Consider the following 23,985-nt stretch of genomic DNA (forward strand, 5'->3'; position numbering starts at 1 on the left):
GCAGGCGCCGTGGAAGGAGGATGAGCGGTGATTTTGTGGCGGCTGTACTGGCCCTTTCGCGGGTAAACCCGCTCCCACAGGTGCTGCACCAGCCTTGGAAGCCGTGAGGTCTCTGTGGGAGCGGGTTCACCCGCGAAAGGGCCCTGAAGGGCACCTTGTTATCGGCTCAATGCCGCGGCTCCAGGTCCCCCGAATACAGTTCATCCTCGGAATCTTCCGCCCCCGGAATCTTGTGCTCCTCCGCCGCCCAGGCCCCCAGGTCGATCAGCTTGCAACGGTCCGAACAGAACGGCCGGAACGGGCTTTTCTCGTGCCATTCCACAGGTGCGCCACAGGTCGGGCAATCGACGGTCAATGGCTGGCTCATGGCTGGCCTCCTCGTAAAGTCAGGTAAAAGTGGTGCAGGCGGTCAATCTGCTCATGCAGCGCGGCCAGGTCGCCGTCATTGACCACCACATCATCGGCATGGCGCAGGCGCTCCTCACGGGCCAGCTGGGCCTTGAGAATGGCCTGCACCTGCTCGGCGCTGGTGTTGTCACGCGCCAGGGTACGCGCCACCTGCAGCTCCTGCGGCGCATCGATCACCAGCACCCGCTGGGTTTTCTGGTGCTGCCCCGACTCAATCAGCAGCGGCGACACATACACCGCATAGGGCGACTGCGCCTTGGCCAGGTAGCTGAAAATTTCCTGCCCGATCAGCGGGTGCAGCAATTGCTCCAGCCATTTGCGCTGCGCCGGGTCGGCAAAGATCAGCTGGCGCAGGGCGGCACGATCGAGTTGGCCGTCCGCCTGCAGCACGCCGGCACCGAAGCGCTCGACGATGCTGGCCAGGGCCGGGCGGCCAGGCTCGACCACCCAGCGCGCCGCCTGGTCGGCATCGACCAGGTGCACGCCAAGCTCGACGAAACGCTCGGCAGCGGCGCTCTTGCCGCTACCAATGCCGCCGGTAAGGCCGAGAATCCAGGGGGTAAAGGCCGCAGTGGTCATCAGAATCCAAGCAGTTGTGTGTATGAAGCGTATATTTCATCACCCCAGAGCACGGCAATCCACCCCGCAATCGCCAGATAAGGGCCGAACGGGATCGCCGTGCCCATGGCATGCCGGCGCAGACGCAGCAGGCACAGCCCCGCCAGTGCCCCCACCACCGACGACAGCAGCAGGGTCACCGGCAACACCTGCCAGCCACCCCAGGCCCCGATCAGCGCCATCAGCTTGAAGTCGCCATAGCCCATGCCCTCCTTGCCGGTGACCAGCTTGAACAGCCAGTACACCGTCCACAGGCTGAGGTAGCCGGCCACCGCGCCCCACAGCGCACTGGTCAGCGGGACGTAGAGGCCGAAGGCGTTGACGATCAGCCCCAGCCACAGCATTGGCAGCACCAGCACATCCGGCAGCAACTGGTGCTCGGCATCGATCAGGCTCAGGGCCAGCAGGCACCAGGTCAGCGGCAGTGCCAGCAAGGCCTCGGGCGAAGCCCCAAAGCGCCAGGCCACCACCAGCGACAGCAGCGCGCTGGCCACCTCCACCAACGGGTAGCGCGGACTGATGCGGGTTTTGCAGGCTGAGCAACGCCCGCGCAAGGCCAGGTAGCTGATGACCGGAATGTTCTCCCACGCGCGAATCCGATGCGCGCAATGCGGGCAGCGCGAGGCGGGTAGCCACAGGTCGAAACGCTCGTGTGGCGTGGTCGGCAACCCCAATACCTCTTGAGCCTCACGTTGCCATTGCCGCTCCAGCATGATCGGCAGGCGGTACACCAGCACATTGAGAAAGCTGCCCACCAGCAGGCCGAGCACGCCGGCCAGGGTGAGGAAGTACGCCGGCTGCTCAGCCAGTAAAGTCCAAAGAGTCATGTTCAGATCAAGCTACCCAGCTGGAAGATCGGCAGGTACATCGCCACCACCAGGCCGCCCACCAGCAGGCCCAGGACCAGCACGATGGCCGGCTCCAGCAGGCTGGTCAACTGGTCCAGCGCCTGGCTGACCTGTTCCTCGTAATGGCTGGCGGCTTTTTCCAGCATCTGGTCCAGCGTGCCACTGGATTCCCCGATGGCCGTCAGTTGCACCAACAGCGGTGGAAACAGCGGCTCAGCGGCCATCGCCTGGTGCAGCCCCTGCCCATTGGCCATGCCCTGGCGCAGCCGCAACACCGCCTGCTCATGCAGGTCGCCGCCACTGACCCTGGCCACCGTGCCCAGCGCATCCAGCAACGGCACCCCGGCGGCGTAGGACGTTGCCAGGCTACGCGCAAACCGCGCCAGCGCCGCCTGCCCCAGCAGCGTGCCGAACACCGGCAAGCCCAGCACCCGGCGAGATATCCACAGGCGCGCTGGCGCGTGCTGCCGGTAGAGCTGGCGCATGGCAAAACCCAGTGCCACGCCCATCACCAGCAACAGCGGCGCAAACCGGCTCAGCCCTGTGGACAAGTCGATCACCCATTGGGTGAAAGCCGGCAACGCCGCGCCCATGCCAGCGAACATACTCTCGAATTTCGGAATCACCTCCAGCAACAAAATCGCCGACACCCCTAGCCCCGTCAGCAACAGCAGCAGCGGGTAGATCATCGCCTTGCGCACCTTCTTGTGCAGCACCCGACGCTGCTCCAGCATGCCCGCCAGCTGTTCCAGCTGCCGGTCGAGCGTGCCGGACTGCTCACCCACCCGCACCAGGTTGCAGTACAACGCATCGAACCAACCCGGATGGCGCTGCAACGCATCCGCCAGCCCCAGGCCCGCGGCCACATCCTGTTTCAGTCTCTCCAGCAACACCACCTGCGCCGCATCGCAGCCACTGCGCCCCATCACCTCGAACGCCTGCAGCAGCGGCACCCCGGCCTTGAGCAAGGTCGCCAGCTGCCGGCTGAACCCCGCCGGGTCGGCCTTCTCCCGCCGTTTCGGCAAACTGCACGTCAGCCCGCCGGCAGGCCGCAAGCCGGCTACCCTGATGCCCTGGCGGATCAGCCCGGCGCGCACATAGGCCGGGCTGCGCCCGGTCGTTTGGCCGCTGACCGGCGTGCCGTTGGCGTCGGTGCCGTGCCAGGTGTAGAGGCGTGAGGATGGGGTCATGCATAGGTCCTTTTCCGGCCCGTGCGACAAGCCTGGAAACAGCTTGCCGCGTCCATGCAAGGGCGCGCGTCCGTGATGCTCACTAGAGTAGTTCAGCGAAGACGACGCCCAAGCGGGCAGGGGTGACAAAAGGTGTCTGTTCAGGCCTACTGCGCCGCTGCCAGCCGGGGTCGAGCCTGACCTCAACGAGTACGCGTATCAAAAAGGAAAACGTTCATGAAAGGGCAACGCGGTATCACCCTGATCGAACTGATGATCGTCGTCGCGATCATCGGCATTCTGGCGACCATCGCCTTACCGATGTACACCAACCACCAGTCACGCTCCAAGGCCGCAGCCGGGTTGCTGGAGATCAGCGCGCTGAAGACGGCGATGGACCTGCGGTTGAATGACGGCAAGGACGTGGCGGATGTGGCCGCGCTGGGTGGCCAGCCGGCGACGGCACACTGTGCGATCACGGCTAGCGGCAAGGCGGCGGATGGCAGCGGGAGCATCGTTTGCACGCTGGTGGATGCGCCGGCCACTGTGCTGGGCAAGGCACTGACCCTGACGCGTTCGGCTAGCGGGTGGGCGTGCACGACCGACATTGAAGAAGACCTGGCGCCGAACGGGTGCAAGGCGCCTTGAGGGTAGGGTAATAAGTCAGGGGAAACAGGGGTTTGCGTAACGGGTGCGAGCAGTGGTACGTTGCGCTACACGCCGGTGTAGCTCAGTCGGTAGAGCAGCGCACTCGTAACGCGAAGGTCGCAGGTTCGATTCCTGTCTCCGGCACCATTTAACTGTTCCGATAAGTCTCTTCTTGTACACGGAACCCCCTGGAAAGCCCGCCAAGTGCGGGCTTTCTTGTCTCTGGCTGTCTCATTCTGTCTCTAGGCATATACCGATTTTAGGTATACGTTAGGGTATACGCAGGTTCGACGAGAAAACGTATACCTATGGCACGCACCGTTACGCCCCTCTCAGACCCCAAATGCGAGGCCGCCAAGCCGCGGGACAAGGACTACACCCTGTTCGACGGTCAGGGCCTGTTCCTGCTGGTCAAGAAGAACGGCAGCAAGATCTGGCGCATGAAGTTCAAGCGGCCGGATGGCAGAGAGGGGCTGGCCACCTTCGGTAACTACCCAGCGCTGACACTCAAAGCCGCCCGCGTGCGCCGAGCCGAAGCGCTGGAGTTGTTGGCGCATGGTAAAGACCCGATTGAGAGCGCCAGGCAGGGGAGGGTCGAAGCGGCGAACGCGAGGGCCAATACCTTCGGCGTGGTGGCCAAGGACTGGCACGACGCCTGCTCTAAGAAGTGGTCCCCAGGTCATGCCGCGACGGTGTGGCGGCGGATCGAAACTTACCTGCTCCCGGCCCTGGGCCAGCGCCCGGTGGCTGCCCTCAAGACCCGCGACCTGCTGGCGCCGCTCAAGGCTGTGGAGAAGCGCGAAGTTCTGGACACTGCCGGCCGGCTACGGCAGTACATGACTGGGATCATGCGCATGGCTGTCCAGCACGGGCACATCGACACGAACCCTGCGGTCGACCTTCAGGGCGCAACTGCGACACGCAAGACCGTCCACCGGCCTGCGCTGGGGCTGGATCGGCTGCCTGAGCTGCTGCAACGAATCGATAGCGACACTGGTCGGCCGCTGACACGATTGGCCACCCAGCTCACCCTGCTGGTATTTATTCGATCCAGTGAGTTGCGGTTTGCGCGCTGGCCAGAGATCGACGCCGATCGCTCCATGTGGGAGATACCCGGGGAGCGCCAGCAGATTGAGGGTGTGAAGAACTCACATCGCGGCTCAAAAATGAGCACGCCCCACCTGGTGCCTCTGAGTCGCCAGGCACTGGCCACGCTCGAGCAGGTGCGCCAGCTCACCGGGCGCTTCGACCTGGTGTTCGCGGGTGATAGCAACCACTGGAAGCCCATGAGTGAGAACACGGTAAACAAGGCGCTTCGACGCATGGGCTACGACACCAAGACCGAGGTGTGTGGGCATGGTTTCAGAGCCATGGCCTGTTCCGCGCTCGTCGAGTCGGGACTGTGGAGCAAGGACGCGGTAGAGCGTCAGATGAGCCACCAAGAGCGCAACAGCGTGAGGGCGGCATACATCCACAAAGCTGAGTACATTGAAGAACGCCGGCTCATGGTTCAGTGGTGGGCCGACTATCTGGATGCCAATCGAGAGAAGCACATCACGCCTTATGACTTTGCTCGCGTGGGGGAGGGAGCAAGCAATGTGGTGCGTGGAACGTTTGGCATGATTGGACAGCGATGAAAAGTAACACTCGATTGAAAACCGGTGTTCTTGGTGTTCTTGGTGTTCCAAAAACGCTGAAAGCCAAAAAACACGCGGTCTGTAGCCAAGGAACACCTTTGCACAAAAGGCGGAACACGAACACGCCGGAACACCAGCGGTGTTCCATGATCAAGGCGGCTTGCTCCGTGCTCCCGTCTACGCCAACGCAAGCCTCCTCCCCCTCCTGCTGGCCGCTCTTCCGATGCGCTCACGCAGTCAATCACGGCCCGGCGCGGCTTTGTCTGCGCCAATTGGGGCGTGGGGATCGTCAAATAGCTAACGGCGTATTGCTATGACTCTTGGCAAATTAATGAGTCCTCTGAACCTCGACCTCGACGAGCTTGAGTTGGAGTTGGAGTGGTTGCCGCTTTATGGCGAATTCGCCAAGCGCTTCAATGAAGCGCTTGATCTAGTGGCGACTGGTGTCGAAATGTGGCGCCCTCATGAGCGCGAGGAGTGGGCAATTGAGGCGGCAGCAGAGATAAGCCGAAGCCTCTATACCATTGAGCAGCGGACGGAGTGGGGGTTTGTTGCATCGCTATCGCTAGACGTACCTTCGACTGCGCGCCTTGTCGCTTCATCCGATAGCCGCATAACTGACTCCCAACTTGCGGCAGCCCTCGCTATGGCTTACGGCTGTCGGGCGATAAATGTTCTTCGCGAATGGCAAGCGCAATTGGCTGACGATATGTTCGAAGCGAGTGGGCGTGCACTTATTGAGGATACAAGAATTAATTACCCTGAGGCCTACGCCACCATTGTTAATGATTACCGCATTAAAGACTCGATCGCCGAGATTGAGGCACGGGAATCGGCTGCCGATCTGCTGGGACGCGCACGCAATTCGATTGTCATCGCTGAGCTTTATCGGGATTCAAGTATCCCACCTGCTGCACTGAAACGGATTAGCGAGCGAGCTTTAAAGACTTCACGCGCAGCGGTTGGCAGAAAAGCCGGAGAACGAAGCGGGGCAGCCAGGCAGGAGAGGAATGCCGAGCGCGACAGGGCCATTTGTGATGCAGGCCGGAAGCTACTCGCGTCTGGTAGGGCACCCAGTGAAATCTCAGGGATCATTTCACGAATGGAAGTTTCGGGAAGCCTTGGGTCCAAGGGCGTACGGGACGTGCTACGCAAAGGACTTGTTCTGGATCCCGCATAAATTACGGGGAGGTGAACCATGTTCACCTCCCACCTGCCTCTTATCTTCCCCCCCGTTGGTTTCATCAAATCCGGGGCATCACATGCAACTCATCCGATCTGTAACAACTGTTTCGCCCACTGACCTCCTCACGCCTGAGCAGGCAGCCAAGTTCTTGGGCCTATCGGTCAAGACCTTGGCCACCTGGCGCAGCACTGGTCGGCACGCTCTTCCTTTCATCCGCTGTGGCGCGCGCATCCGCTATCAGCGGGCCGAGCTGAACGCCTGGCTAGCCAAGCGGCACCGCACCTCTACTGCGCCTCGGGGGAAAGTCTAATGTCCTCGCATCAATCCACACGCACCCCTTCCCGATCGATCACCGCCCACGCATTTGGCGGCGGCGGTTCGGTGCGCAATCTGCGCCAGGATATTGGTCAAGCTCCAGGATTTGATCCTGCTGCCACGCTGATTCGCTTCCCCGATGTGATTGCTATGACCGGTCTAGCTCGCGCAACTATCTACAAGCGCCTCAAGGACGATCCGACCTTTCCCCGCCCCGTGCCGTTGAGCAACAGCACGTCACGGGGAGCGCCAGTGGGCTTTGTTCTCGCAGAAGTGCAGCGCTGGGCGCGTGAACGTATTGAAGCTCGGGGGATCACTGCATGAGACTCGCTCGCATGCCGTTTACTGGCCCCTTCTTCGATACATACGGAATTGGCTTTGCCCTGTACCAGCCGGGCCGCAACAACTGGAAGCAACGTACTGTGGCAGGTGTAAGTTGGAACGGCCTGGAGGGAAAAGCGCACTTTTTCAACCCTGATGGCCTGGTGCTTCCGCTGGTTCCTTCTCCTTGGGAACTACCTGCAGTGTTACGCCAGCAGAGAATGCGAATGGAGCCAGCACAGGTGATGGGGGCAGGCGTATTTGCTATGACCCATCCCGCTGGAGAAGCGGTGCCATCCGACGAATCAAACAAGTGGGTCACTTACTGGCTCGTAGGAAGTGATGCGGTCTACGCAAATTGCCCGGAGGTATGGGGGGCCTATGTGGAATCTCAGGTAGCGGCTGAGCGCAGAGCGGCCGAACACAACTACGTTGATGCCCGCCGTATCAGCCAACGCGTAGAGCATGAGCCGAATTGTGATGGTCTGTCCGAATGGGTCCGCGTAAACACTGCGGATTGTCGCCGCATTCTGCGTGCTGAGTATGAGCGCGAATGTGCAGAGGATCAGCGAGTCGCGGACTGGTTGCGAGGGTGCGCCGCGTGAAACCTATTTTCCTGCCCGCCGCTGCCCTTGATGCCATAGACGAACTGGGCCCAAAGGCACCTTCGCCTGGGCGACTGGAGCGATTGCAAATACTCCGCGATGAAGCACTGGCCAAAGGAGCTCACGTTCTGCTGCTGATTTGGCCGACCCTCGATTGGGTGCTGCTCGCTGTCGAGGCCCCTGGGGACGTAGTGATTCGGGATGCAGCGCAGTTGGTGCCCAACGTGCTGGCCAATCCCGATGCGCTAGGACAGATGTATGAGAAGGCCAGGCAAGGCCGCAATCTCACTTGGCTCAAGCTTGAGCGTCGCCCGGCCATTACCCACTAACGAAAACGCCCCCGGCTGCAACCGAGGGCGTCTGAGGATCTTCATTGTGCCCGCTCACTCTATGCCATGGCCAGGAGCCATGCAACCTGCCCGCACCACTCAGCTTGCGCTTCGTCGGGTCACACGTTACTCTGCGCCTGTCGCTGCAAATTCAGCGACCGGGTTTGGCGACCCGATCAACATAAGGCGCACAGGCGCCCCCATCACGATTGCAGGCGCTTTTTTTGTGCCCGTACGTCCGTGTTATGGCGGCTGTGCGTGGGAGACCTTCGGGTCTGCCGGTTTCCTTATGTACCGGTTCGCCAACCTGCGCACAGCTGCCACCCTAATTCGTTTGGCGACGGACCGTGGCAGCTCCACACATAAGGAGCGTCACCCCATGCACACCCTCAATCCGTCTGCTCTCCAGAGCCACATTGCCGCCCTGAAGGCCCGTGCTATTGCGGCACTTCACGCCAATTCATCCCTTTCCGTCCGCTTGGCGCGTTACAACGCGGCGATGACCCGTGCCCGCGCCCTGGAAGCAAACGGGGGTGCCCAATGACTATTCAACTACAGCACTGCTCTCAACCTGAAGACCTGCTTTGCATTACCACACAGGCCCCCGCTGGCGTCCCCATTGATGCGATTACCTGCGCTGTTGAGCGAGCTCAGGCAGTGTTGTCCTTGCTGGAGGATCAGTTCGAGGCGGAACAGGGGCAGCGCCTGACTAACCGCGTGATTCTCGGTGCCCTGTGGGACGTACGTGGAACGCTGGAGCAGATTCGCACCCTGGTCGTGCATGCCGACGACTCGACCCGCCATGTCGCGGAAAGGGGGCGGAAATGAGCGGGCGCATTCAGGTTAATACAGCGGGCGGTGCCACCTTCTCTAAGCACAACTCGTCGAATCTACCATTTTTCCGGGTATGCCCCGATATCTCCGGTGAAGAAGCATTGGAGCAGGCGTCGGTACTCATGAGCTGTGTGAACAAATTGACGCAGCTAGCAGGCGTGAGCGACGACAACAATGCGCTTGTGTGGGCTGCGCACTATTTGGGTGAGCAAGCTAAGGCTCTTGTCGATGATGTGACCACTGGGATTCAGATTGCCGAGAGTTGCCAGGCATGAGCAGGAAGATGCCCAACTCCAGGCATCCGACCTTTGCGCAGGTCAAGGCCGCTTCCTGCGCGGCGATTGACCGCGTGTTGGCCCATTGGCTTCCGGGTGGCAAGCGCGTAGACGGTGGCAAGGAATACACCGCCCCCAACCCAACAAGAGCAGACAAGCATTCAGGCTCGCTCAAGGTGAACTTGGCCAAAGCCACCTGGTGCGACTTCGCCACCGGTGACAAAGGCGGGGATTTGATTGACCTGGTGCGCTACCTTGATCGCGGCACCGATGTGGAGGCGTGCAACATACTGGCAGCCTTTCTCGGTGTCGAGGCAACGAGCAGCTTCAATGTCACGCCTTCCACCAGCCCGGCTAAGAAACCAGAGTGGGTTCCCGTGCTGCCCATTCCTGAGCAGGCAATGCAGAAGGTGCTGCAAGCGCACCGGCAGCACGGTAGACCTTCTAAGGTTTGGATTTACCGTGACGCCAACGGTCAGCCGCTTATGGTGCTGTACCGCTTCGACCTCGGGCCGGATGAGAGCGGCACGCCGCGCAAAGTGTTCGCGCCCCTCACCTGGTGCAAACACTCCGCAAATGACTCGTTGGCCTGGCGCTGGCAGGGCTTATCGGAGCCTCGCCCGCTGCTGCGTCTTGATGATCTGGCTAAACGCCCCTCGGTACCAGTAGTGCTGTGCGAGGGCGAGAAGGCCGCCGATGCCGCTGCCGAGCTGTTGCCCGGGCATGTTGCCACCTGCTGGCCCAACGGGACGAACTCTTGGCAGAAGGCTGATTTCGCGGCGCTAGTTGGGCGCGACGTGTTGCTGTGGCCTGACAACGATGCTCCAGGCATGAAGTGCATGGATGCTTTGGCCGATCACCTGCGGAAGCTTGGAGCTGCCTCAGTGCAGACGGTAGCCTTGACGGTGTTTGGGCAGCTCCCCGGTATGGACGGCGAGCACCCCACTTTCGCCCCAGGCGGTGAGTGGCGCGAAGGTGACGATGCGGCGGATGCCCAATCCAAAGGCTGGACTGCTCGACACTTGGCAGAGCTGCAGCGCACCGGGGAGCTGTTCGCCCTCGCACCTGCCGCCACACCCACCCCCACCAAGCAGAGCACAATCACTGGCCAGGCCAAGCCGCAACCTGAGAAGAAAACCGCCCCTGCCCCGAGCGGCTTCCGTGTCACCAAGGATGGGGTGTTCTATGCCGGTGAGGATGGCGAAGCACGCCCGGTTTGTTCACGGCTAGAGATATTGGCCCGCACCCGTGACGAAAAGGGCCACGGCTGGGGTTTGCTGGTGGAGTTCGATGACCCGGATGGGGCCAACAAGCGCCTCAACATTCAGGCCAGGGCAATGGCGGGCGACTTTGGCAAGGAAGTGCTCGCGCCACTGGTTGATATGGGGCTGCGCCTGGCGCCCGTGCGCACTGCTCGCAATTCGCGCAACGATCTACAGAGCTACTTGCAGGGCTATGACAGTGCTGAGCGTGCTCGCCTGGTCACTCGTCTGGGCTGGCATGGGGATGCCTACTTGCTGCCAGATCGGCAGATAGGTGCCAGCGCCGAGTATCTGCACTTCTACGAAGCCGGTGCTCAGCTTCCGCCGATCACTCAGGCGGGGACACTGGAACAATGGCAGCAGCAAATCGGTGCGCTTTGCGTGGGCAATAACCGCCTGGCGTTCGTCGTATGCGTGGCTTTCGCTGGCGCGGTTTTGCATCTACTCGGGCACGAGTCGGGCGGTTTCCACCTGTACGGCGATAGCTCGGGCGGGAAGACCACCCACCTGCAGGTGGCTGCCTCGGTTTGGGGTGGGCCACGTCTGGTGCGTTCCTGGCGTTCTACAGACAACGCCCTGGAAAGTATCGCGGCGGCGCACTCGGACGGGTTGCTGGTGCTCGATGAGATCGGGATGTGCGACCCACGGATCATTGGGGAAACGGTCTACATGCTGGGTAACGGCACCGGTAAGGCGCGGGCCAATGATCGTGGCATGAGTGGTCGCCAAGTTCAGGAGTGGCGCTTGCTGTTTCTCTCCACCGGGGAAAAGACCTTGGCGCAACACATGGCAGAGGCAAACAAGGAATTGAAAGCCGGTATGGAGGTGCGCCTGCTTGCTGTACCGGCTGACGCGAGCAAAGGGCTAGGGTTGTTCGAAGAGCTGCATAGCTTCGAGGATGCCGCCGCGCTGTCGGATGCGCTAAAGGCCCGAGTTAGCCGATGCTATGGCACGCCTGCCCTGGCTTTCCTGTCGGCCCTATGTGAGCCCGCCAGGTTGCGAGCATATGCGGCCATGGTGCGCAGCACTCTAGAGCGGTTTACCACTGAAGCACTGCCTGCCAGCGCTAGCGGCCAGGCACAGCGTGCCGCAACTCGCTTCGGACTGGCAGCGGCGGCGGGCGAGTTGGCCACAGCCTTGGGCGTTACAGGATGGCCAGACGGTCTAGCCCTGCAATCTGCCCGTGTGTGCTTGGATGCTTGGTTGGCTGAACGTGGCGGTGCTGGAAACCTGGAGGGTGACGCCATTGTGGCCAGACTGCGCGGCATGGTAGAGCGCTATGGAGAAAGTCGCTTCACGCGATGGGATGCGATTGCCGCGAAGACCGATGACCATGCGCCACGTACAGCAGACCGCCTTGGCTTTCGCAGGACTATGGATCATGGCATTGGTGACTCTCTATATACGTCGGTGACCTATTACTTCCTCGGCACAACTTGGCGTGATGAGGTTTTTAAAGGGATGAACTTGCGAAATGTAAATAGAGAGCTAGTCGCGCGCGGAATACTTGAGCCGAGCGGAGACGGAAAAGCCGCCCAATCCGTAACACTACCCGGAATGCCGAAAGGGCGTGTTTATGTTGTGAATTCAAACGTATTGCTTAGCGACTAACTATTATCATTTAACTAGCCGGGAGATTAAAGGCCACTTATAGGCTCGGCCTGCCTACGCCTGCGCTTTCCTAAATTTAATTATTGGAGTCCAAAATGAGCACAAATTCGTCCATGTTAGAACAATGCCAGACAGAACTAGCGAGCTTGAAAAAAGATCTTCCTCGGCTAAAAGCCGTCGCTGACGAGGCAGAGAAAACATTCGCTAATAGCCGTCAGGGAAGACCTGTCTATCCTCGGGATCAGATTGCGCCTTACTCCAATGCTAAGGCTAAAATTGATGAGCTATCTCGAGAGATTCCACGACTTCAGGGCTTGGTTAGCTGGGAGGAGGGTGTAAAGTACGCCTCTGAAAACGTGCGGCAGGCAAGAAAAGATATAGCCAAGATTCAGAGCGAAATTAAAAGCCTGCGCGAAAAGCGCCAGATGCTGGAGTCCAAAAGGGCAGATCTTGTTGCGAAGCACGAGCGCGAATTTGAAGCTGCAGAACGTGATGAACATCAAGCCGCCCAAGCTTACGCCCAGGCGATGGGAGAGAACGATAGCGGGGTTGAGCGCAAGGCAGAGGGATTGTTGCAGAAAGCGTCCCAGGCGCTGGCGATAATAAAACAGACTCTTCAAGGTGCTAACACAGTCTCATCTACTCTTAGTTCTCAGATCTCGGAGCTTGATGATGTCATTCAGCAGAAGCAATCCGAACTTGAAAATTTGAACTCAAAAATCCTTCAGGCTGCTCGATTCTATTGGGCTGACCGATTTGAGAAGGCTGCACAGGAACTGGCGTTTCTAGCAGCGCACGTTTCAGCATCAGAAAAATTGCTTGGATATAGTGATAGCTTGACTGACTTCTATATTCCAACTATGTCTCCGGAGAAAACCCATTTCATTTCTCATCGTAGGATTCTGGATCAACGCAGCAATGTAAAGTTTGAGCAGCTGACAGACATCTAACCCTAGGCCTTTCGGAAGCAATATTAACTGCCAGATCAAAACACCATCCTCGGATATTGGGCGATGGTGTTTGGGTTTATATGTACTTAGGCAAGTTATCGTCTGTTTGCAAATGAAAGTCGAGCCGTTTTTTGGATGAGGGCTTTGCCCTTGAAAATGGGCTTGGTGGAGCGATTGTTTAAATCCAATGAATTACATCTCAAAGCCGCTTTTTTGTAAGTAATTTATTAGTTCTGAAATGCGAATAAATGTATTTTTGCCATTGGGATTACCTTCTGCACCTTTAGCAGCTATACCGACAGCGTGATAACTCGAGTTGATAACGGGCCCTCCGCTATTTCCGGCGTACAAGGTTTTGTCAACCTCGCTGTGCTTAACTTCGTGCAATGGGTATTTGTTAGTAATTCGGCATTTTAGAATGCCAACGTGACTGCCGATCTTATGATTGGGGAATCCAAGGACCGCGACGCGTTCTCCAATATTTGGCTCTCGCGTTACCTCAAGTGTAAAGTGTTCGAGTCCGACAGGAGCATCATTAATCCGAAGCACAGCGAGATCAAGATCTTTATTTCGGATTATGACTTTGGCTTCATATATACCTTCGCCTTCGCCAACTCGATAAACGCAGCATTCGGAGAATTCATGTCTTCTCCTTTCACTGCGATGAGCGAGATTATGCTCGCAGGTGATTAGCAGGCCGCCTTGAATCATGAAAGCTGTGCCCTGGTTTTGCACCAGTTCGCCATCCACTGTTTCTGATACCTCAGTCACCCAGCATTTGCTTTTGATGAACTCGCCGACCTTGAAGTTATCTGAGTCTTCAGGGGTGGAGATCGGAGTATTGGGCACCTTGCTCTTAATAGGCAGCATATTATAGCGTTGCGCAAGCCGTCGATAGACTTCTGACTCTTCGCCAACAACTTGTTTTATGAACAGCAAGCGACCTTGGAGGTGTGACTCAAGAATTCCGGAGCTATTTGGGTTTTTCTTTTTGTAAATAACATTAGCCGCTTCTTCCCCATGCTTTTCAAGGGAATGTATCAATGCTGCAGTTTTCCTAACATAGGTGCGAGGAACATTTGGTTTTTGATTGGTAACCAGCCCCGTGACTAGACGCCTCTCTCCCGGTCCTTGTAATCTCACCTTGTCAAGATTAATTGCGAATCCGTGCTGATGCACTATCGCCTCAAGCTCTTGGCCTACTTTGCTAAAGTAGTGATTCGGTTTGCCATTTGAGATGCTGTATTCAACTACATTCTTCGGTAGGAATTCTGCAGGGCTGTAGAATGAAAATGTTATGTCGTCGGCATAACGAGTATAGACAGCCCTGTTTCGCTTAGCTAAAGAATATAGTTCGCGGTCTAGACTTGCACATAGCATGTTTGAAAGAATTGGAGAGCTAGGCGCCCCCTGAGGGAGGATACCGTTAACCGTTGCAAGGTGGGCAATAACAGACGCCGTCTCGGCTGATAGCGAGTAGGGTTTGGCAATTAGCATTCCGCGAATTCGCCGGAAAGTAATAGTGCCGAAGAAGTTCTCTAAATCAATGTTGAATACATACTTCTTTCGGCAGTGGGGATGTGCGTTTGCAACAATGGAGCTACCTTGGCGAAACGCCTTTACAGGCTCGCGTGGCGTGTAAATTTTTTCAAGCAAAGAGGCAAGCCTACCCTGAAGCGTTTTAAGCTTTTCGGACGGAGCCAGAATCCTACGCTTGCCCCTACTTTTTTTGGGTATGTCGAAGGCCAAATAATGTCGGTGCATGTCGCCGGTGTAGTACAGGCGCTTGATCTTGCCGTAATCCGTGCCAAGCAGCTCCGCAAGTTCTCCAGGAGTGGTCGACGAGGTTAGCGGGATAAAGCTCAAAAAAAAGCCTCCATTCATATTTCACCGTATTCCTTTGAGCGTAACGTCTCAGAGTCGCTGAGTGCCGTTGCTTGTGGCTTTTTTGAATCGGGTCGCATTTGAACAACCCTATTTAATACCTGAATGGAGGCAAAGCGAAAGTACGTCAAAAAACTACCAACTGCAAGCCCTACGCGATGACCCTGGTGGCTATCCAAGAGGAGGCCGCAAGCGATGAGACCAATCGACGCATGGAATGCTCGCTATGGATTGTTTACAGCGTTTAAGGTTTTGCCATCCTTTCGAGTGATGCCGGATAACTACATGAATTCAAATGAGTGGTTCATGCTGCAATGGATGGTCACGCGAAAAGCGCACCTGATCCTACTGATCAAGCGAACCTGGGCTGAATGACTAATCACCGCATGCCCAGCGGCAGTTTTCCCTTATACCTGCGGCTAAGCTCATCTGTCCTAGGCCAATACTCGTAAGCGTTCTTGGCCTGGCTTGACCGGTCTGGTGTCTTCTAGACGGCAGAGCGCATTACGCGTAAAAAGCATCAAAAAGCCACTACAGGAAACGTGTATGAACTCGTATCAAGCGATTGTGGAGTGGGCGGCAAACGACCTGCCAGAATGGGAGGCAGACCTTGTCCGTCGCCTTTTACAAGACCCAGCGTTAGGGCCAGAGCAGCTTAAGCAAGTAGCGAAAAACGCGCTTTGCGCTTTCGGGCTTAATGAGGAGAACGAATATAAGGAGTGTTCGCCTCCAGTTTATGAGTTAGACGGGTCTCTTGCTGAAACCTCCGCAGAACCAATAAAGCTTTGCAGTATTGATATGGTGGAAAATATCAATGCCATTCATTCAGAAGCTAAGCTACCTTTCGGGCACTCAGGGATTACACTGATATATGGAGAAAATGGCTCAGGGAAATCCGGATACAGTCGTATATTGAAGAGCGCCTGTTTTGCTAAGCATGTCGAGCCTACTCTTCTTGGTAATATCTATAAGCCCAAAACACTCAGGCAGTCCGCTCGCATAAGTTATTTAAAAAGTGGTAATCGAGAAGAGTGGACGTGGGCGCCGGGGAAAAAACATGCTGAATTAGCTTCGATTAATGTCTTTGACACCGACTGCGGAAAAACCTTACTTGATAGCAATAATCGCGTGACTTACAAGCCTCGAGGCGCGAATATTTTCGATCACGTATCCCAAGCAATAGAAAGCGTCAAAGATACGATGCAATTAAAAATGCGGGGCGCGAACAGGCCAACTATTAGCGGCTTAGAGGATAATGCAGAAGTTCAAGCTTGGTTGAATCGATTGTCGGAAAAAACTAACAGTGCCGAGCTGAAAAATAGTCTAACTTGGAGTGATCAGGACGTCACCGAACTAACGCTTTTGACAAGCGCTATTGCGAACTACGAAAACGGCACCACGGTAAAAACTATTGCGAAGCTAACAAAAATCTCAGCGGAGCGACTTCCTCGAGCGATCCAAAAACTCGCCTCTGCCGTAAAAGTATTAACCGAAACAAAGCCTGAGGAAGTCACGAAGTTACAAATTGCTGAAGTTGCCGCAAAAAAGGCCTACGACCTATCCTTAACTAGCTTTGACAAAAAAGATCCGTTAGAAGGAGTTCACTCCGACCCTTGGAAAATTCTTTTCACGGCCGCCCGAGACTACTCCACTTCTCATGCCTACACCGAAATTGGGTTTCCTAACACTAGTGCTGACGCCTTGTGTGTCCTTTGTATGCAACCACTGGACGACGATGCAAAATCGCGTCTGGAACGTTTCTGGCAATTTATGCAAGACAAAAGTAAATTGACTTATGACGAAGCTTGTGCAAGTTTAAAAAGTACAAGAGATGAAATTTTTGGTTTGGTTCTACCCGAGCCGGAAGCATACGAACCTCTTTGTAATGAGTTGGTGGAGACCCTAGGCTCAGACTGTGGGCTTGCTGAAGCTTTTCGTATCTTAAAGACTAGGCAAGACTTTTTTACCTCAGATCAACCTCATGACATGTTGTATGACAAAAGCATTATTTCTGCTGAAAATATAAAGAACAGAATTTCTGAAAATATTCAGAATAAGCTGAATGAGCTTCAACAGAGCATTTCCCCTGAGAAGTACGAGTTAGATAAGTTAAGCTTAAAAAAGAAGACCAATAAGAAGCTGCTTTCAGATGCTTCTGAAAGAATCATCAGCTACATCGATAATCTTAAGCACAACAAAAAAGTCGAAAGTGGCATAAACTCACTCAGGCAGACTAAAACGCGCTTTTCTGGCAAGGCAAAATCAATTATCGCTCAACTGGTTACACCTGATTTCATCGATAACTTCAAAGCAGAGCTAGATGCTTTTGGTATCAGGCTGGAGGTTGATATAGCCCCGATCGTGAGAGATAGCGATACTTCTCATAGTTTCTCAATAGGCGCGCAAAAGCCAGGGAGAGTTCTGAGTGAGGGCGAGCAAAAAGTTGTTTCGTTGGCTGCGTATCTCGCAGAAATAAAAACGTTTTCAAACTCGTCCCCCATCGTTTTTGATGATCCGGTTAGCTCTCTTGATCATGTATATCGTGAGAAAATTGCCTCCCGCCTATGCTCGGAAGCCTTGTTTAGACAAATAATAGTTTTTACACATGATCTCGCTCTTATCATGGAGATTGATGGCAAATGCACTGAAATGGCTTTGAGTCAGAATGTACGCCCTGCCGTTTCGACATTCACAGTCAGAAGGAATGGTAGGGATTCAGGCTTTTGCCATTTAGACGCGCCTTGGCGTGGGATGAGCACAAGTAGCAGAGCGCACCATCTGGAACAAGAATTACAGTCATTCAAAGATCTTTATGATACGGACATTTCAACTTATAACGAGAAATCTGCGATGCTGTATTGCCTGCTGAGGGAGGCTTGGGAGTCGTCGATTGAGCAAGATCTTTTCTTTGATATAGTTAGTCGCGGAAGGAATAGCGTACAAACTACGAGGCTAGGACAAATAACAGTCGAGCCTTTAGATGCTGCTCGAGTAACTACTAATATGTCGCTTGCGAGCACTTGGATGTATGGGCATGATAAATCTCGGGCTCTCTCAGAAAATAGGCCGGAGCCAGCAGAGATAAAAAATCATATTAACGAACTTAGAGCGTTTGCAAGCGACATTGCTACCCGTAGAAAGGCTGCTGACAAAGCATTCAAGGCTCAGACACAACCTCCTATTAGCACCTTTGGATAGGTTCAGGAGACGGAAAACAAAGGGTGGATGTATTTTTATGAGATGGTTCCACCCAATTTGTTATGGGATGAATTCATTAGGTAGTTGGATATATGCTAATTAGGCAGTTTCGGCTCCACATCACCCAATGGAGGATGCGAGTGTTACTGGTCAGATTCTCTACAAACGCGTGATTATGTCACATGTAAAAGGCGGCGCTCCCTACGATAGTGATTCCAAGCCACTGCGGACCAGCAAGTTTAGGCCGAACTCGGCTGGAGGGTACAGCGCCGCCGTTGTCCTGTTGGCCAGCGTTCGCACCTGAGTGATGCACCAGTCTAATCTGAGCTATGGCCACCATTGGGCCACGTTGCTTTCGCAGTCACGGAACACCTTTTGTGTTCCTGGGCCTTCGTGTTCCACACGTTGCTCAATCGTGTTCCTCGGCTACAGGCCCGGTGGTATGTGGCCTTCAGCGGTTTCGGAACACCAAGAACACCGAGAACACCGGTTTTTAGCGATTACCCTCCCCACGCCCCGAAACGGCTAAGGCCCACAGCGCTGTAAGCCCCTGGACTGCCCGAACTGGCTGGGGACTCTGGCCGCTTGGCGGAGGTTTGGACGGGGAAGCCCGCAGCTCTTTGTTGGCGCCAGTTCACTGGCTTTGGGTGCTCGGAATAGGCGACTACATTTGCAGTTTTTTGGGTCCTCCCCACCCCCCCCTCCCTACACGGGTACGGGGACTCGCGGTTTCCCTGCAGCTGAGATTTTCCTTGGGATGTCCGTCTTCTGTTTCATTCGGCTGAGGCCGCAACGATCCCGAAAGTTTGACTTGACGCTTGTTGCCAGGGCGCGGCTGCATCTCAGCCGTCAGCCGTCAGCCGTCAGCCGTCAGCCGGTCGGCCAGCTAAGCGGTCAGAAGACAGGCAGGCAGAGTTGCTGCTCGGCGGGTTGTGTCTTGCGATGCCGCCAAGGCAGGGGAGGGTGAATTGGGTTTTAGGTATATGGTTAGGTATACGGTTTGGGAATATAGAGGCTAGATGTCAATAAATGCGGGTCTATGGGTGCCTGATTCGACTCCTGTCTCCGCACCAGAGTTTGATGGTTTGTTTGATGCAGGTTTTCTTGCGGTTGGCCCCTCCAAGAATGCCTGCCTTGTGCGGGCATTTTTGTTTCTTCCGTTTTCTGCTTTTGGCCGATCAGGCCACCTTCAGCCCAGCTTCTCGGCCGAGTGAACAGTCAGCGGTTTTTCACTTCCGGTTGTACGGGTTTCAAGATAATGGGTGACCGACATTTAGCTTTCGCCTCGTGTTTTCGGGGTGTTTGGCGAGATTTTTTAAGATAGTGCTTTAATCGGTTATAGATATTTTCAGATGGCCGAGCTTTCCATCAGTACCTCCAGCGGCTGATCCCGCCCGCTCATCACACAACCCGCAGACCTACTGCTTTGTCTCCTCTGACACGACAAGAGAAACGCTATGACTGATGAAAAACACGATGATCGCCCTGTTTACCAGGCAGCCTGCCATTGTGGAACGGTGCGTTTTTCACTTCGCATGACCGATGGTGTGCGTACAGCGCGCCGGTGCAACTGCTCGCTCTGCCGTATGCGGGGTGCAGTGGCGGTATCAGCCAACCTGGGCGACATCACTGTCACCCAAGGGCATGAGGCGCTCACCCTTTATCAGTTCAACACACATGTTGCAAAGCACTACTTCTGCTCGAAATGCGGCATCTACACCTTCCACCAGCGCCGTTCCTCACCGGATCAATACGGGGTCAACGTTGCCTGTATCGAAGGCATGAGCCCATTTGACTTCCCGGAAGTCCCTGTCAGTGAAGGGCGGATTCATCCAAAGGACCGCGTAGCTGGAGGCTCAGTGACTGCTGGATGGCTGCGATATGAAAGCAACCATGATTGATTCCGATTCTACGTGGACATCGCGCCGAGAGCTGGGTGGATACCCTACATCCCAAGCCCTGTTTCCAGTGTCGCCGTTGGCCATGGAATCAACGCTAACTTAACTCGCAAATGCATGAACGGCGGGCCAGACATCATCATTGCGGCTGGCCCCCTGCTAAAGGCCCCTGATGGCCATCTTCCTACGAAACGCATAGCCCTTTCCTACTCTTGGAAACTTGCGAAAACAGCCTCTCGGGAATAAAGTCCTCTCGTCGCCGAAGCATCGGCGATGCGACCTTGGCCGGTCGGAATCGAAAGGCGCATCAGCGCCCAGTCTTCATCGCAGGCGCTTTTTTGTGCCCGCGATGTCGCGTCATGGCGGTGGTGCGCGGGACACCTTCGGGTGTGCCGGGCTCCTTTCGTCCCGGTCGGCCAACCCGCGTACTGCTGCCACCTTAACTTGCTTGGCCGCGAGCGGTGGCAGTTCCATCACGAAAGGAACTCATGCATGACCACCGTAAATCCGCTAAAGATCCTCGTATCCGTTCTCCACCGTCGTACCTCGGCGGCCTTCAACAATCTCACCTCCAGTCAATCTCGCTTTGTCTCTGCAACAAGGGAGGCACGTCATGACTGACCAAGAACGCCTATCCACCATCCAAAGCTACGCCTGGACCCTCGAACTGTTAGGCGAAGCCCTGGTCCAGCACGACGAAATGCTGGAGTGCGAACACAACCCACACCTGAGTTTTCGCAACACTGCCGGTATCCATCAGGCGATCCGGATCATCAGCCGTTTGGCCAGTGAGCAGTGTGGGAAGGTGATGGAGCGAAACGGCCAGGACCCTGTTAGTTAGGCAGGATCATTGATGAGCGGCGGGCCGGATATCACCCTTGCGGCTGGCCCTCTGCTGAAGGCCTCCTGGTGGTGTATTCCTGTTGGGTAGGCTTATGGGGCTGCTGCGCAGCCCATCGCAGGCAAGCCAGCTCCCACAGGGACCGCGCCAGTCCCTCGAGCACGACGAAATGCTGGAATGCGAACACAACCCGCGCCTGAGCTTTCGCAACACTGCCGGTATCCATCAGGCGATCCGGATCATCAGCCGTCTGGCCAGTGAGCAGTGTGGGAAGGTCATGGAGCGAAACGGCCAGGCCCCTGAGCGTTAGGCGAGATCATCGATGAATGGCGGACGAGACATCACCCTTCGGCTGGTTCAGTTACACCACTTCCTGGACACGATCGGCAGCTGTCGTCCGCCCGCATAGCCAATGAGGGCAGCGGCCAGCGCGACCATCGGGAACGCTACGATGAGCGCGAAGCTGGCGTCGAGCAGGCCACTTAAGCGTTGGCGTCCCATGGGCAGGGACGCCAAGGCTCAGAGCTGCGGACCGCATCAATGGCAGTGATGGTCACCGGTCTTGTGATTGGTGTGGCAGCCCCGGGCGTCAGTACCGCCACTGTGCGCAAAAGCGACTACCGATGAGAACGAAAGGACTGCAGCGATCAACAGCGAAACGATTTTCATCAGGCTACTCCTTGCTTGGCCAGGTGGTGGCTTATTGCCATTTCCAGCGTATGGCAAAATGCTCCCGGTTAACAACCAGAGCAACGCTGGCACAGCGTATAACTGTCAAAACTGAGCGATATCCTTTTGGCCCGGTTAGGTGTTTTACTTAGTGCTTTAGATTGAGAAGGATCTGATCTAGATGGTGTCGAAGGACAGCTTGAGCGGTTTGATCGCGTTTGTACGTGCGGCTGAGTCGCAGAGCTTCACCTTGGCGGGGCGTGGTTTGGGTATTTCCTCCTCTGCCGTGGGCAAGAGCGTTAGCCGCCTGGAGGAGCGCCTTGGCGTGCGTTTGTTCCATCGCAGCACCCGACAGATCAGCCTGACCAGCGAGGGGCTGGACTTCTTCGCCCGTTGCCGCACCCTGCTGCAGCAATTGCAGGACGCCGAGGCGGCCTTGGCCAACTCCAAGCAAAGGCCCAAGGGCGTGCTACGGGTTAGCCTGCCGGCAGTAGGCTACCGTCTGATTTCCGGAAGCATGCGCGAATTCTACCGGCGCTATCCCGAAATAGAACTGGACCTGGACTTCAGCGACCGGATGGTCGATGTGGTGGAAGAAGGTTTTGACGCGGTAATCCGTAGCGGTGCGCTGCCGGACTCGAGCCTGGCCGCCCGCAAGATCTGCACCTTCCGCTTCGTGCTATGCGCGGCACCCGAATACCTGCAGCGCTATGGCGTCGCCCGCACCCTTCAGGACCTGAGCAGCTATCGGGGTATCGGCTACAAGCTGCCGTCGAGCGGCAAGCTGCAGCCATGGACGTTGCAGGCGCAGGGCGAGCGGGTTCAAGTGCAGGTAGAAACGGCGATGGTCATGAACAGTGTCGAGGCGGTGCTGGCGGCCTGCCGAAATGCCATGGGCGTGGCCTACCTTCCCGACTTTGTGATCCAGGAGTACATCGCCAGTAACGAGTTGACTCTGGTCATGCGTGAACTGAGTCTGCCGGGTGACTTCTGGATCGTCTGGTCGCCGACCAGGCTGCTGTCACCCAAAACACGCGCCTTCATCGACTTCTTGGGCGAGACTGACCTGATGACCAACGCCAGCTGAGCAAACCAGCTGGCGTTGCATCACGCAGGTCAGGCAATCAACAGCTTCTTGAAGCGCGCCGAGTAACGGATAGCCTCGACCACCTTGAGCCGGACCGGCACTTTGTAGCTGTCCATGCGTTCGCGGCTGTACTGGCGTATAGCCCGCAGGACCTCGGCGGTAGCATCGCCATAGTCGCCATCGAGTACCACCTCGGCTGCGACGAACTGCCCGGTCAGGCCGTTGCGCTCGCCATAGGCTTTGCAGTCCTTGATGCGCGGGTGCTGCATCAGCACCGATTCGACCTCGGCGGGGTACACCTTCTCGCCACCGACATTGATGATCTCCTTGCTGCGGCCAAGGATCTTCAGGTAGCCATCAGCATTGACTTCGACCAGGTCGCCGGTCTTGAACCAGCCGTCATCGGTGAAGCTGTCCATGCTGTGGTTGAGGTAGCCCATCACCTGGGTAGCGCTGCGCAGCCACAGTTCGCCGTCGACCACACGGTACTCGGTATCGCCTTCCTGGAAGCGCATGAACAGGCTGTCGGAGGACTGCGAGCTGGTGTTCATGATACCGGTTTCGCTGGTGCCGAAGGTTTGCAGGAATTTCACCTTGGGCAGTTTCTCGCGCAAGGCCCCCAGCAGGCTTTCGGGCATCGGCTCGGTGCCGTAGGTAATCATGCGCAGGGCCCCCAGGTCGTAGCGCCCGAAGACATTGTTGATGAGCATCAGATTGAGGAAGGTCGGCGAGGTCGGCAGCACCGTGATCCGGTGATCGGCGATCAACCGGGCGACGATGTCCGGGCTCTTGGTGGCGGCAATGGTTGCCGTGCCGCCGATGGTCAGGATGTTGAGCAAGGTGTTGATGCCGCCAATATGGTCGAACAGCAGGAACAGGAAAATGCTCAGGCGCCGAGAGCGCTTGTTCTGGTAGCTGGCCACCAGCCGATCGAGGTCGTGCAACATGGCCTTGGGCTGCCCTGTAGTACCGCTGCTGAACAGGATCAGGCCCGCATGCCCGAGCCCCTTGAGCTTGGCCACCAGAGCATTGTCCTCGCCCTGCGGAGTGTGCCGGGTGACCTCGCCGCTGTCGGCATCGATCTGGTACTCGGCTTGAGCGGCGGCAAGCTTGTTCTGCACTTCCTGCTCGTTGCTGGCGGTGTTCAGCGCGATTACGTTGCCGTTCTGGTACAGCGCCAGGAACAGCGCGATGCCACGGAACGAGAAATCGCCCTGGACGAATACCGTGGTCTGCGCCGCGACACCTTGGGCCCGCAGGTGTTCGAGCTGGCGCAGTACCTCGGCCTTGAGTTCAGCATAGCTATGGCTTTGCTGCTCGGTGTTGAGAAATGGTGTATCGGCAAAGCCGTCGAGCTGGTCGATCAGAGGCTTGAGAGTCATCAGAAATTCC

General features: G+C 56.6%; 24 protein-coding genes and 1 tRNA gene. 18 read left to right on the forward strand and 7 right to left on the reverse strand.

Annotated elements, in window-relative coordinates; all coding sequences use genetic code 11:
* Window positions 1-166: 166 nt before the first annotated feature.
* The 4 genes from yacG to ACIQYU_RS00175 are packed head-to-tail and all read right to left on the reverse strand — an operon-like array spanning window position 167 to window position 3,064.
* Window positions 167-367: a DNA gyrase inhibitor YacG gene (gene yacG, locus ACIQYU_RS00160; RefSeq protein WP_063911152.1), complete on the reverse strand. Its 201-nt coding sequence runs from the start codon at window positions 365-367 to the stop codon at window positions 167-169.
* Complete coding sequence (gene coaE, locus ACIQYU_RS00165; RefSeq protein ID WP_063911153.1) at window positions 364-987, reverse strand: dephospho-CoA kinase; 624 nt, start codon at window positions 985-987, stop codon at window positions 364-366. Before coaE ends, yacG begins: the two co-directional genes overlap by 4 nt.
* Window positions 987-1,853, reverse strand: coding sequence for an A24 family peptidase (locus tag ACIQYU_RS00170; protein WP_241106220.1), 867 nt, complete (start codon window positions 1,851-1,853; stop codon window positions 987-989). Before ACIQYU_RS00170 ends, coaE begins: the two co-directional genes overlap by 1 nt.
* 2 nt (window positions 1,854-1,855) lie before the next feature.
* A complete protein-coding gene (locus ACIQYU_RS00175; RefSeq protein ID WP_402797644.1) occupies window positions 1,856-3,064 on the reverse strand; it encodes a type II secretion system F family protein in 1,209 nt (402 codons plus the stop codon).
* A gap of 216 nt (window positions 3,065-3,280) precedes the next feature.
* On the opposite strand from ACIQYU_RS00175, the gene ACIQYU_RS00180 reads away from it, so the two are divergent.
* The 13 genes from ACIQYU_RS00180 to ACIQYU_RS00240 all read left to right on the forward strand — a co-directional run bounded on the left by ACIQYU_RS00180 (window position 3,281) and on the right by ACIQYU_RS00240 (window position 13,016).
* Complete coding sequence (locus ACIQYU_RS00180; protein ID WP_343584511.1) at window positions 3,281-3,691, forward strand: pilin; 411 nt, start codon at window positions 3,281-3,283, stop codon at window positions 3,689-3,691.
* A gap of 71 nt (window positions 3,692-3,762) precedes the next feature.
* A tRNA-Thr gene (locus ACIQYU_RS00185) sits at window positions 3,763-3,838 on the forward strand.
* A 161-nt stretch (window positions 3,839-3,999) separates the two neighbouring features.
* A complete protein-coding gene (locus ACIQYU_RS00190; RefSeq protein WP_402797650.1) occupies window positions 4,000-5,328 on the forward strand; it encodes a tyrosine-type recombinase/integrase in 1,329 nt (442 codons plus the stop codon).
* Between the two features lie 313 nt (window positions 5,329-5,641).
* Window positions 5,642-6,508 (forward strand): hypothetical protein, encoded by an 867-nt coding sequence (locus tag ACIQYU_RS00195; protein ID WP_402797653.1) that lies wholly within the window; start codon window positions 5,642-5,644, stop codon window positions 6,506-6,508.
* Window positions 6,509-6,590: 82 nt separating this feature from the next.
* Window positions 6,591-6,824 carry a helix-turn-helix domain-containing protein gene (locus ACIQYU_RS00200; RefSeq protein ID WP_402797656.1) on the forward strand — a complete coding sequence of 78 codons (234 nt, stop codon included), beginning with the start codon at window positions 6,591-6,593 and terminating at the stop codon, window positions 6,822-6,824.
* Entirely contained in the window at window positions 6,824-7,153 is a 330-nt protein-coding gene (locus ACIQYU_RS00205) for a helix-turn-helix transcriptional regulator (protein ID WP_402797659.1), read from the forward strand. The genes ACIQYU_RS00200 and ACIQYU_RS00205 overlap by 1 nt, the downstream gene beginning before the upstream one ends.
* A complete protein-coding gene (locus ACIQYU_RS00210; RefSeq protein ID WP_402797662.1) occupies window positions 7,150-7,755 on the forward strand; it encodes a hypothetical protein in 606 nt (201 codons plus the stop codon). Before ACIQYU_RS00205 ends, ACIQYU_RS00210 begins: the two co-directional genes overlap by 4 nt.
* Window positions 7,752-8,084, forward strand: a complete 333-nt coding sequence (locus ACIQYU_RS00215) for a hypothetical protein (RefSeq protein ID WP_284392403.1) — start codon at window positions 7,752-7,754, stop codon at window positions 8,082-8,084. The genes ACIQYU_RS00210 and ACIQYU_RS00215 overlap by 4 nt, the downstream gene beginning before the upstream one ends.
* 379 nt (window positions 8,085-8,463) lie before the next feature.
* On the forward strand, window positions 8,464-8,628 hold the full coding sequence (locus ACIQYU_RS00220; RefSeq protein WP_402797666.1) for a hypothetical protein: 165 nt from the start codon (window positions 8,464-8,466) through the stop codon (window positions 8,626-8,628).
* The gene (locus tag ACIQYU_RS00225; protein WP_402797669.1) at window positions 8,625-8,912 is read left to right on the forward strand and encodes a hypothetical protein; all 288 of its coding nucleotides are present in this window, start codon (window positions 8,625-8,627) and stop codon (window positions 8,910-8,912) included. The genes ACIQYU_RS00220 and ACIQYU_RS00225 overlap by 4 nt, the downstream gene beginning before the upstream one ends.
* Window positions 8,909-9,193: a DUF3077 domain-containing protein gene (locus tag ACIQYU_RS00230; protein ID WP_402797672.1), complete on the forward strand. Its 285-nt coding sequence runs from the start codon at window positions 8,909-8,911 to the stop codon at window positions 9,191-9,193. The genes ACIQYU_RS00225 and ACIQYU_RS00230 overlap by 4 nt, the downstream gene beginning before the upstream one ends.
* Window positions 9,190-12,066: a DUF927 domain-containing protein gene (locus tag ACIQYU_RS00235; RefSeq protein WP_402797675.1), complete on the forward strand. Its 2,877-nt coding sequence runs from the start codon at window positions 9,190-9,192 to the stop codon at window positions 12,064-12,066. The genes ACIQYU_RS00230 and ACIQYU_RS00235 overlap by 4 nt, the downstream gene beginning before the upstream one ends.
* Window positions 12,067-12,161: 95 nt before the next feature.
* Window positions 12,162-13,016 (forward strand): hypothetical protein, encoded by an 855-nt coding sequence (locus tag ACIQYU_RS00240; protein WP_402797678.1) that lies wholly within the window; start codon window positions 12,162-12,164, stop codon window positions 13,014-13,016.
* A 192-nt stretch (window positions 13,017-13,208) separates the two neighbouring features.
* On the opposite strand, the gene ACIQYU_RS00245 is transcribed toward ACIQYU_RS00240, so the two are convergent.
* On the reverse strand, window positions 13,209-14,900 hold the full coding sequence (locus ACIQYU_RS00245; RefSeq protein WP_402797681.1) for a reverse transcriptase domain-containing protein: 1,692 nt from the start codon (window positions 14,898-14,900) through the stop codon (window positions 13,209-13,211).
* Window positions 14,901-15,446: 546 nt separating this feature from the next.
* On the opposite strand from ACIQYU_RS00245, the gene ACIQYU_RS00250 reads away from it, so the two are divergent.
* The 4 genes from ACIQYU_RS00250 (at window position 15,447) to ACIQYU_RS00265 (ending at window position 21,147) form a co-directional block, all read left to right on the forward strand.
* Window positions 15,447-18,098: an AAA family ATPase gene (locus ACIQYU_RS00250; protein WP_402797684.1), complete on the forward strand. Its 2,652-nt coding sequence runs from the start codon at window positions 15,447-15,449 to the stop codon at window positions 18,096-18,098.
* 1,457 nt (window positions 18,099-19,555) lie between these two features.
* Window positions 19,556-19,999: a GFA family protein gene (locus tag ACIQYU_RS00255; protein WP_402797687.1), complete on the forward strand. Its 444-nt coding sequence runs from the start codon at window positions 19,556-19,558 to the stop codon at window positions 19,997-19,999.
* A 610-nt stretch (window positions 20,000-20,609) separates the two neighbouring features.
* The gene (locus ACIQYU_RS00260) at window positions 20,610-20,837 is read left to right on the forward strand and encodes a hypothetical protein (protein ID WP_015268870.1); all 228 of its coding nucleotides are present in this window, start codon (window positions 20,610-20,612) and stop codon (window positions 20,835-20,837) included.
* A 169-nt stretch (window positions 20,838-21,006) separates the two neighbouring features.
* Complete coding sequence (locus ACIQYU_RS00265; protein WP_402797690.1) at window positions 21,007-21,147, forward strand: hypothetical protein; 141 nt, start codon at window positions 21,007-21,009, stop codon at window positions 21,145-21,147.
* Window positions 21,148-21,374: 227 nt separating this feature from the next.
* Here the strand turns inward: ACIQYU_RS00265 and ACIQYU_RS00270 are convergent, their stop codons facing one another.
* Window positions 21,375-21,506, reverse strand: coding sequence for a YHYH domain-containing protein (locus ACIQYU_RS00270; protein WP_207835592.1), 132 nt, complete (start codon window positions 21,504-21,506; stop codon window positions 21,375-21,377).
* 199 nt (window positions 21,507-21,705) lie between these two features.
* Between ACIQYU_RS00270 and ACIQYU_RS00275 the strand changes: the two genes are divergently transcribed.
* Complete coding sequence (locus tag ACIQYU_RS00275; RefSeq protein WP_325175955.1) at window positions 21,706-22,593, forward strand: LysR family transcriptional regulator; 888 nt, start codon at window positions 21,706-21,708, stop codon at window positions 22,591-22,593.
* Between the two features lie 29 nt (window positions 22,594-22,622).
* Here ACIQYU_RS00275 and ACIQYU_RS00280 read toward each other — a convergent pair whose 3' ends face one another.
* Window positions 22,623-23,975 carry a fatty acid--CoA ligase family protein gene (locus ACIQYU_RS00280; protein WP_207835607.1) on the reverse strand — a complete coding sequence of 451 codons (1,353 nt, stop codon included), beginning with the start codon at window positions 23,973-23,975 and terminating at the stop codon, window positions 22,623-22,625.
* Window positions 23,976-23,985: the final 10 nt, after the last annotated feature.

Source organism: Pseudomonas sp. NPDC096925, assembly GCF_044762545.1.
GTDB lineage: Bacteria > Pseudomonadota > Gammaproteobacteria > Pseudomonadales > Pseudomonadaceae > Aquipseudomonas.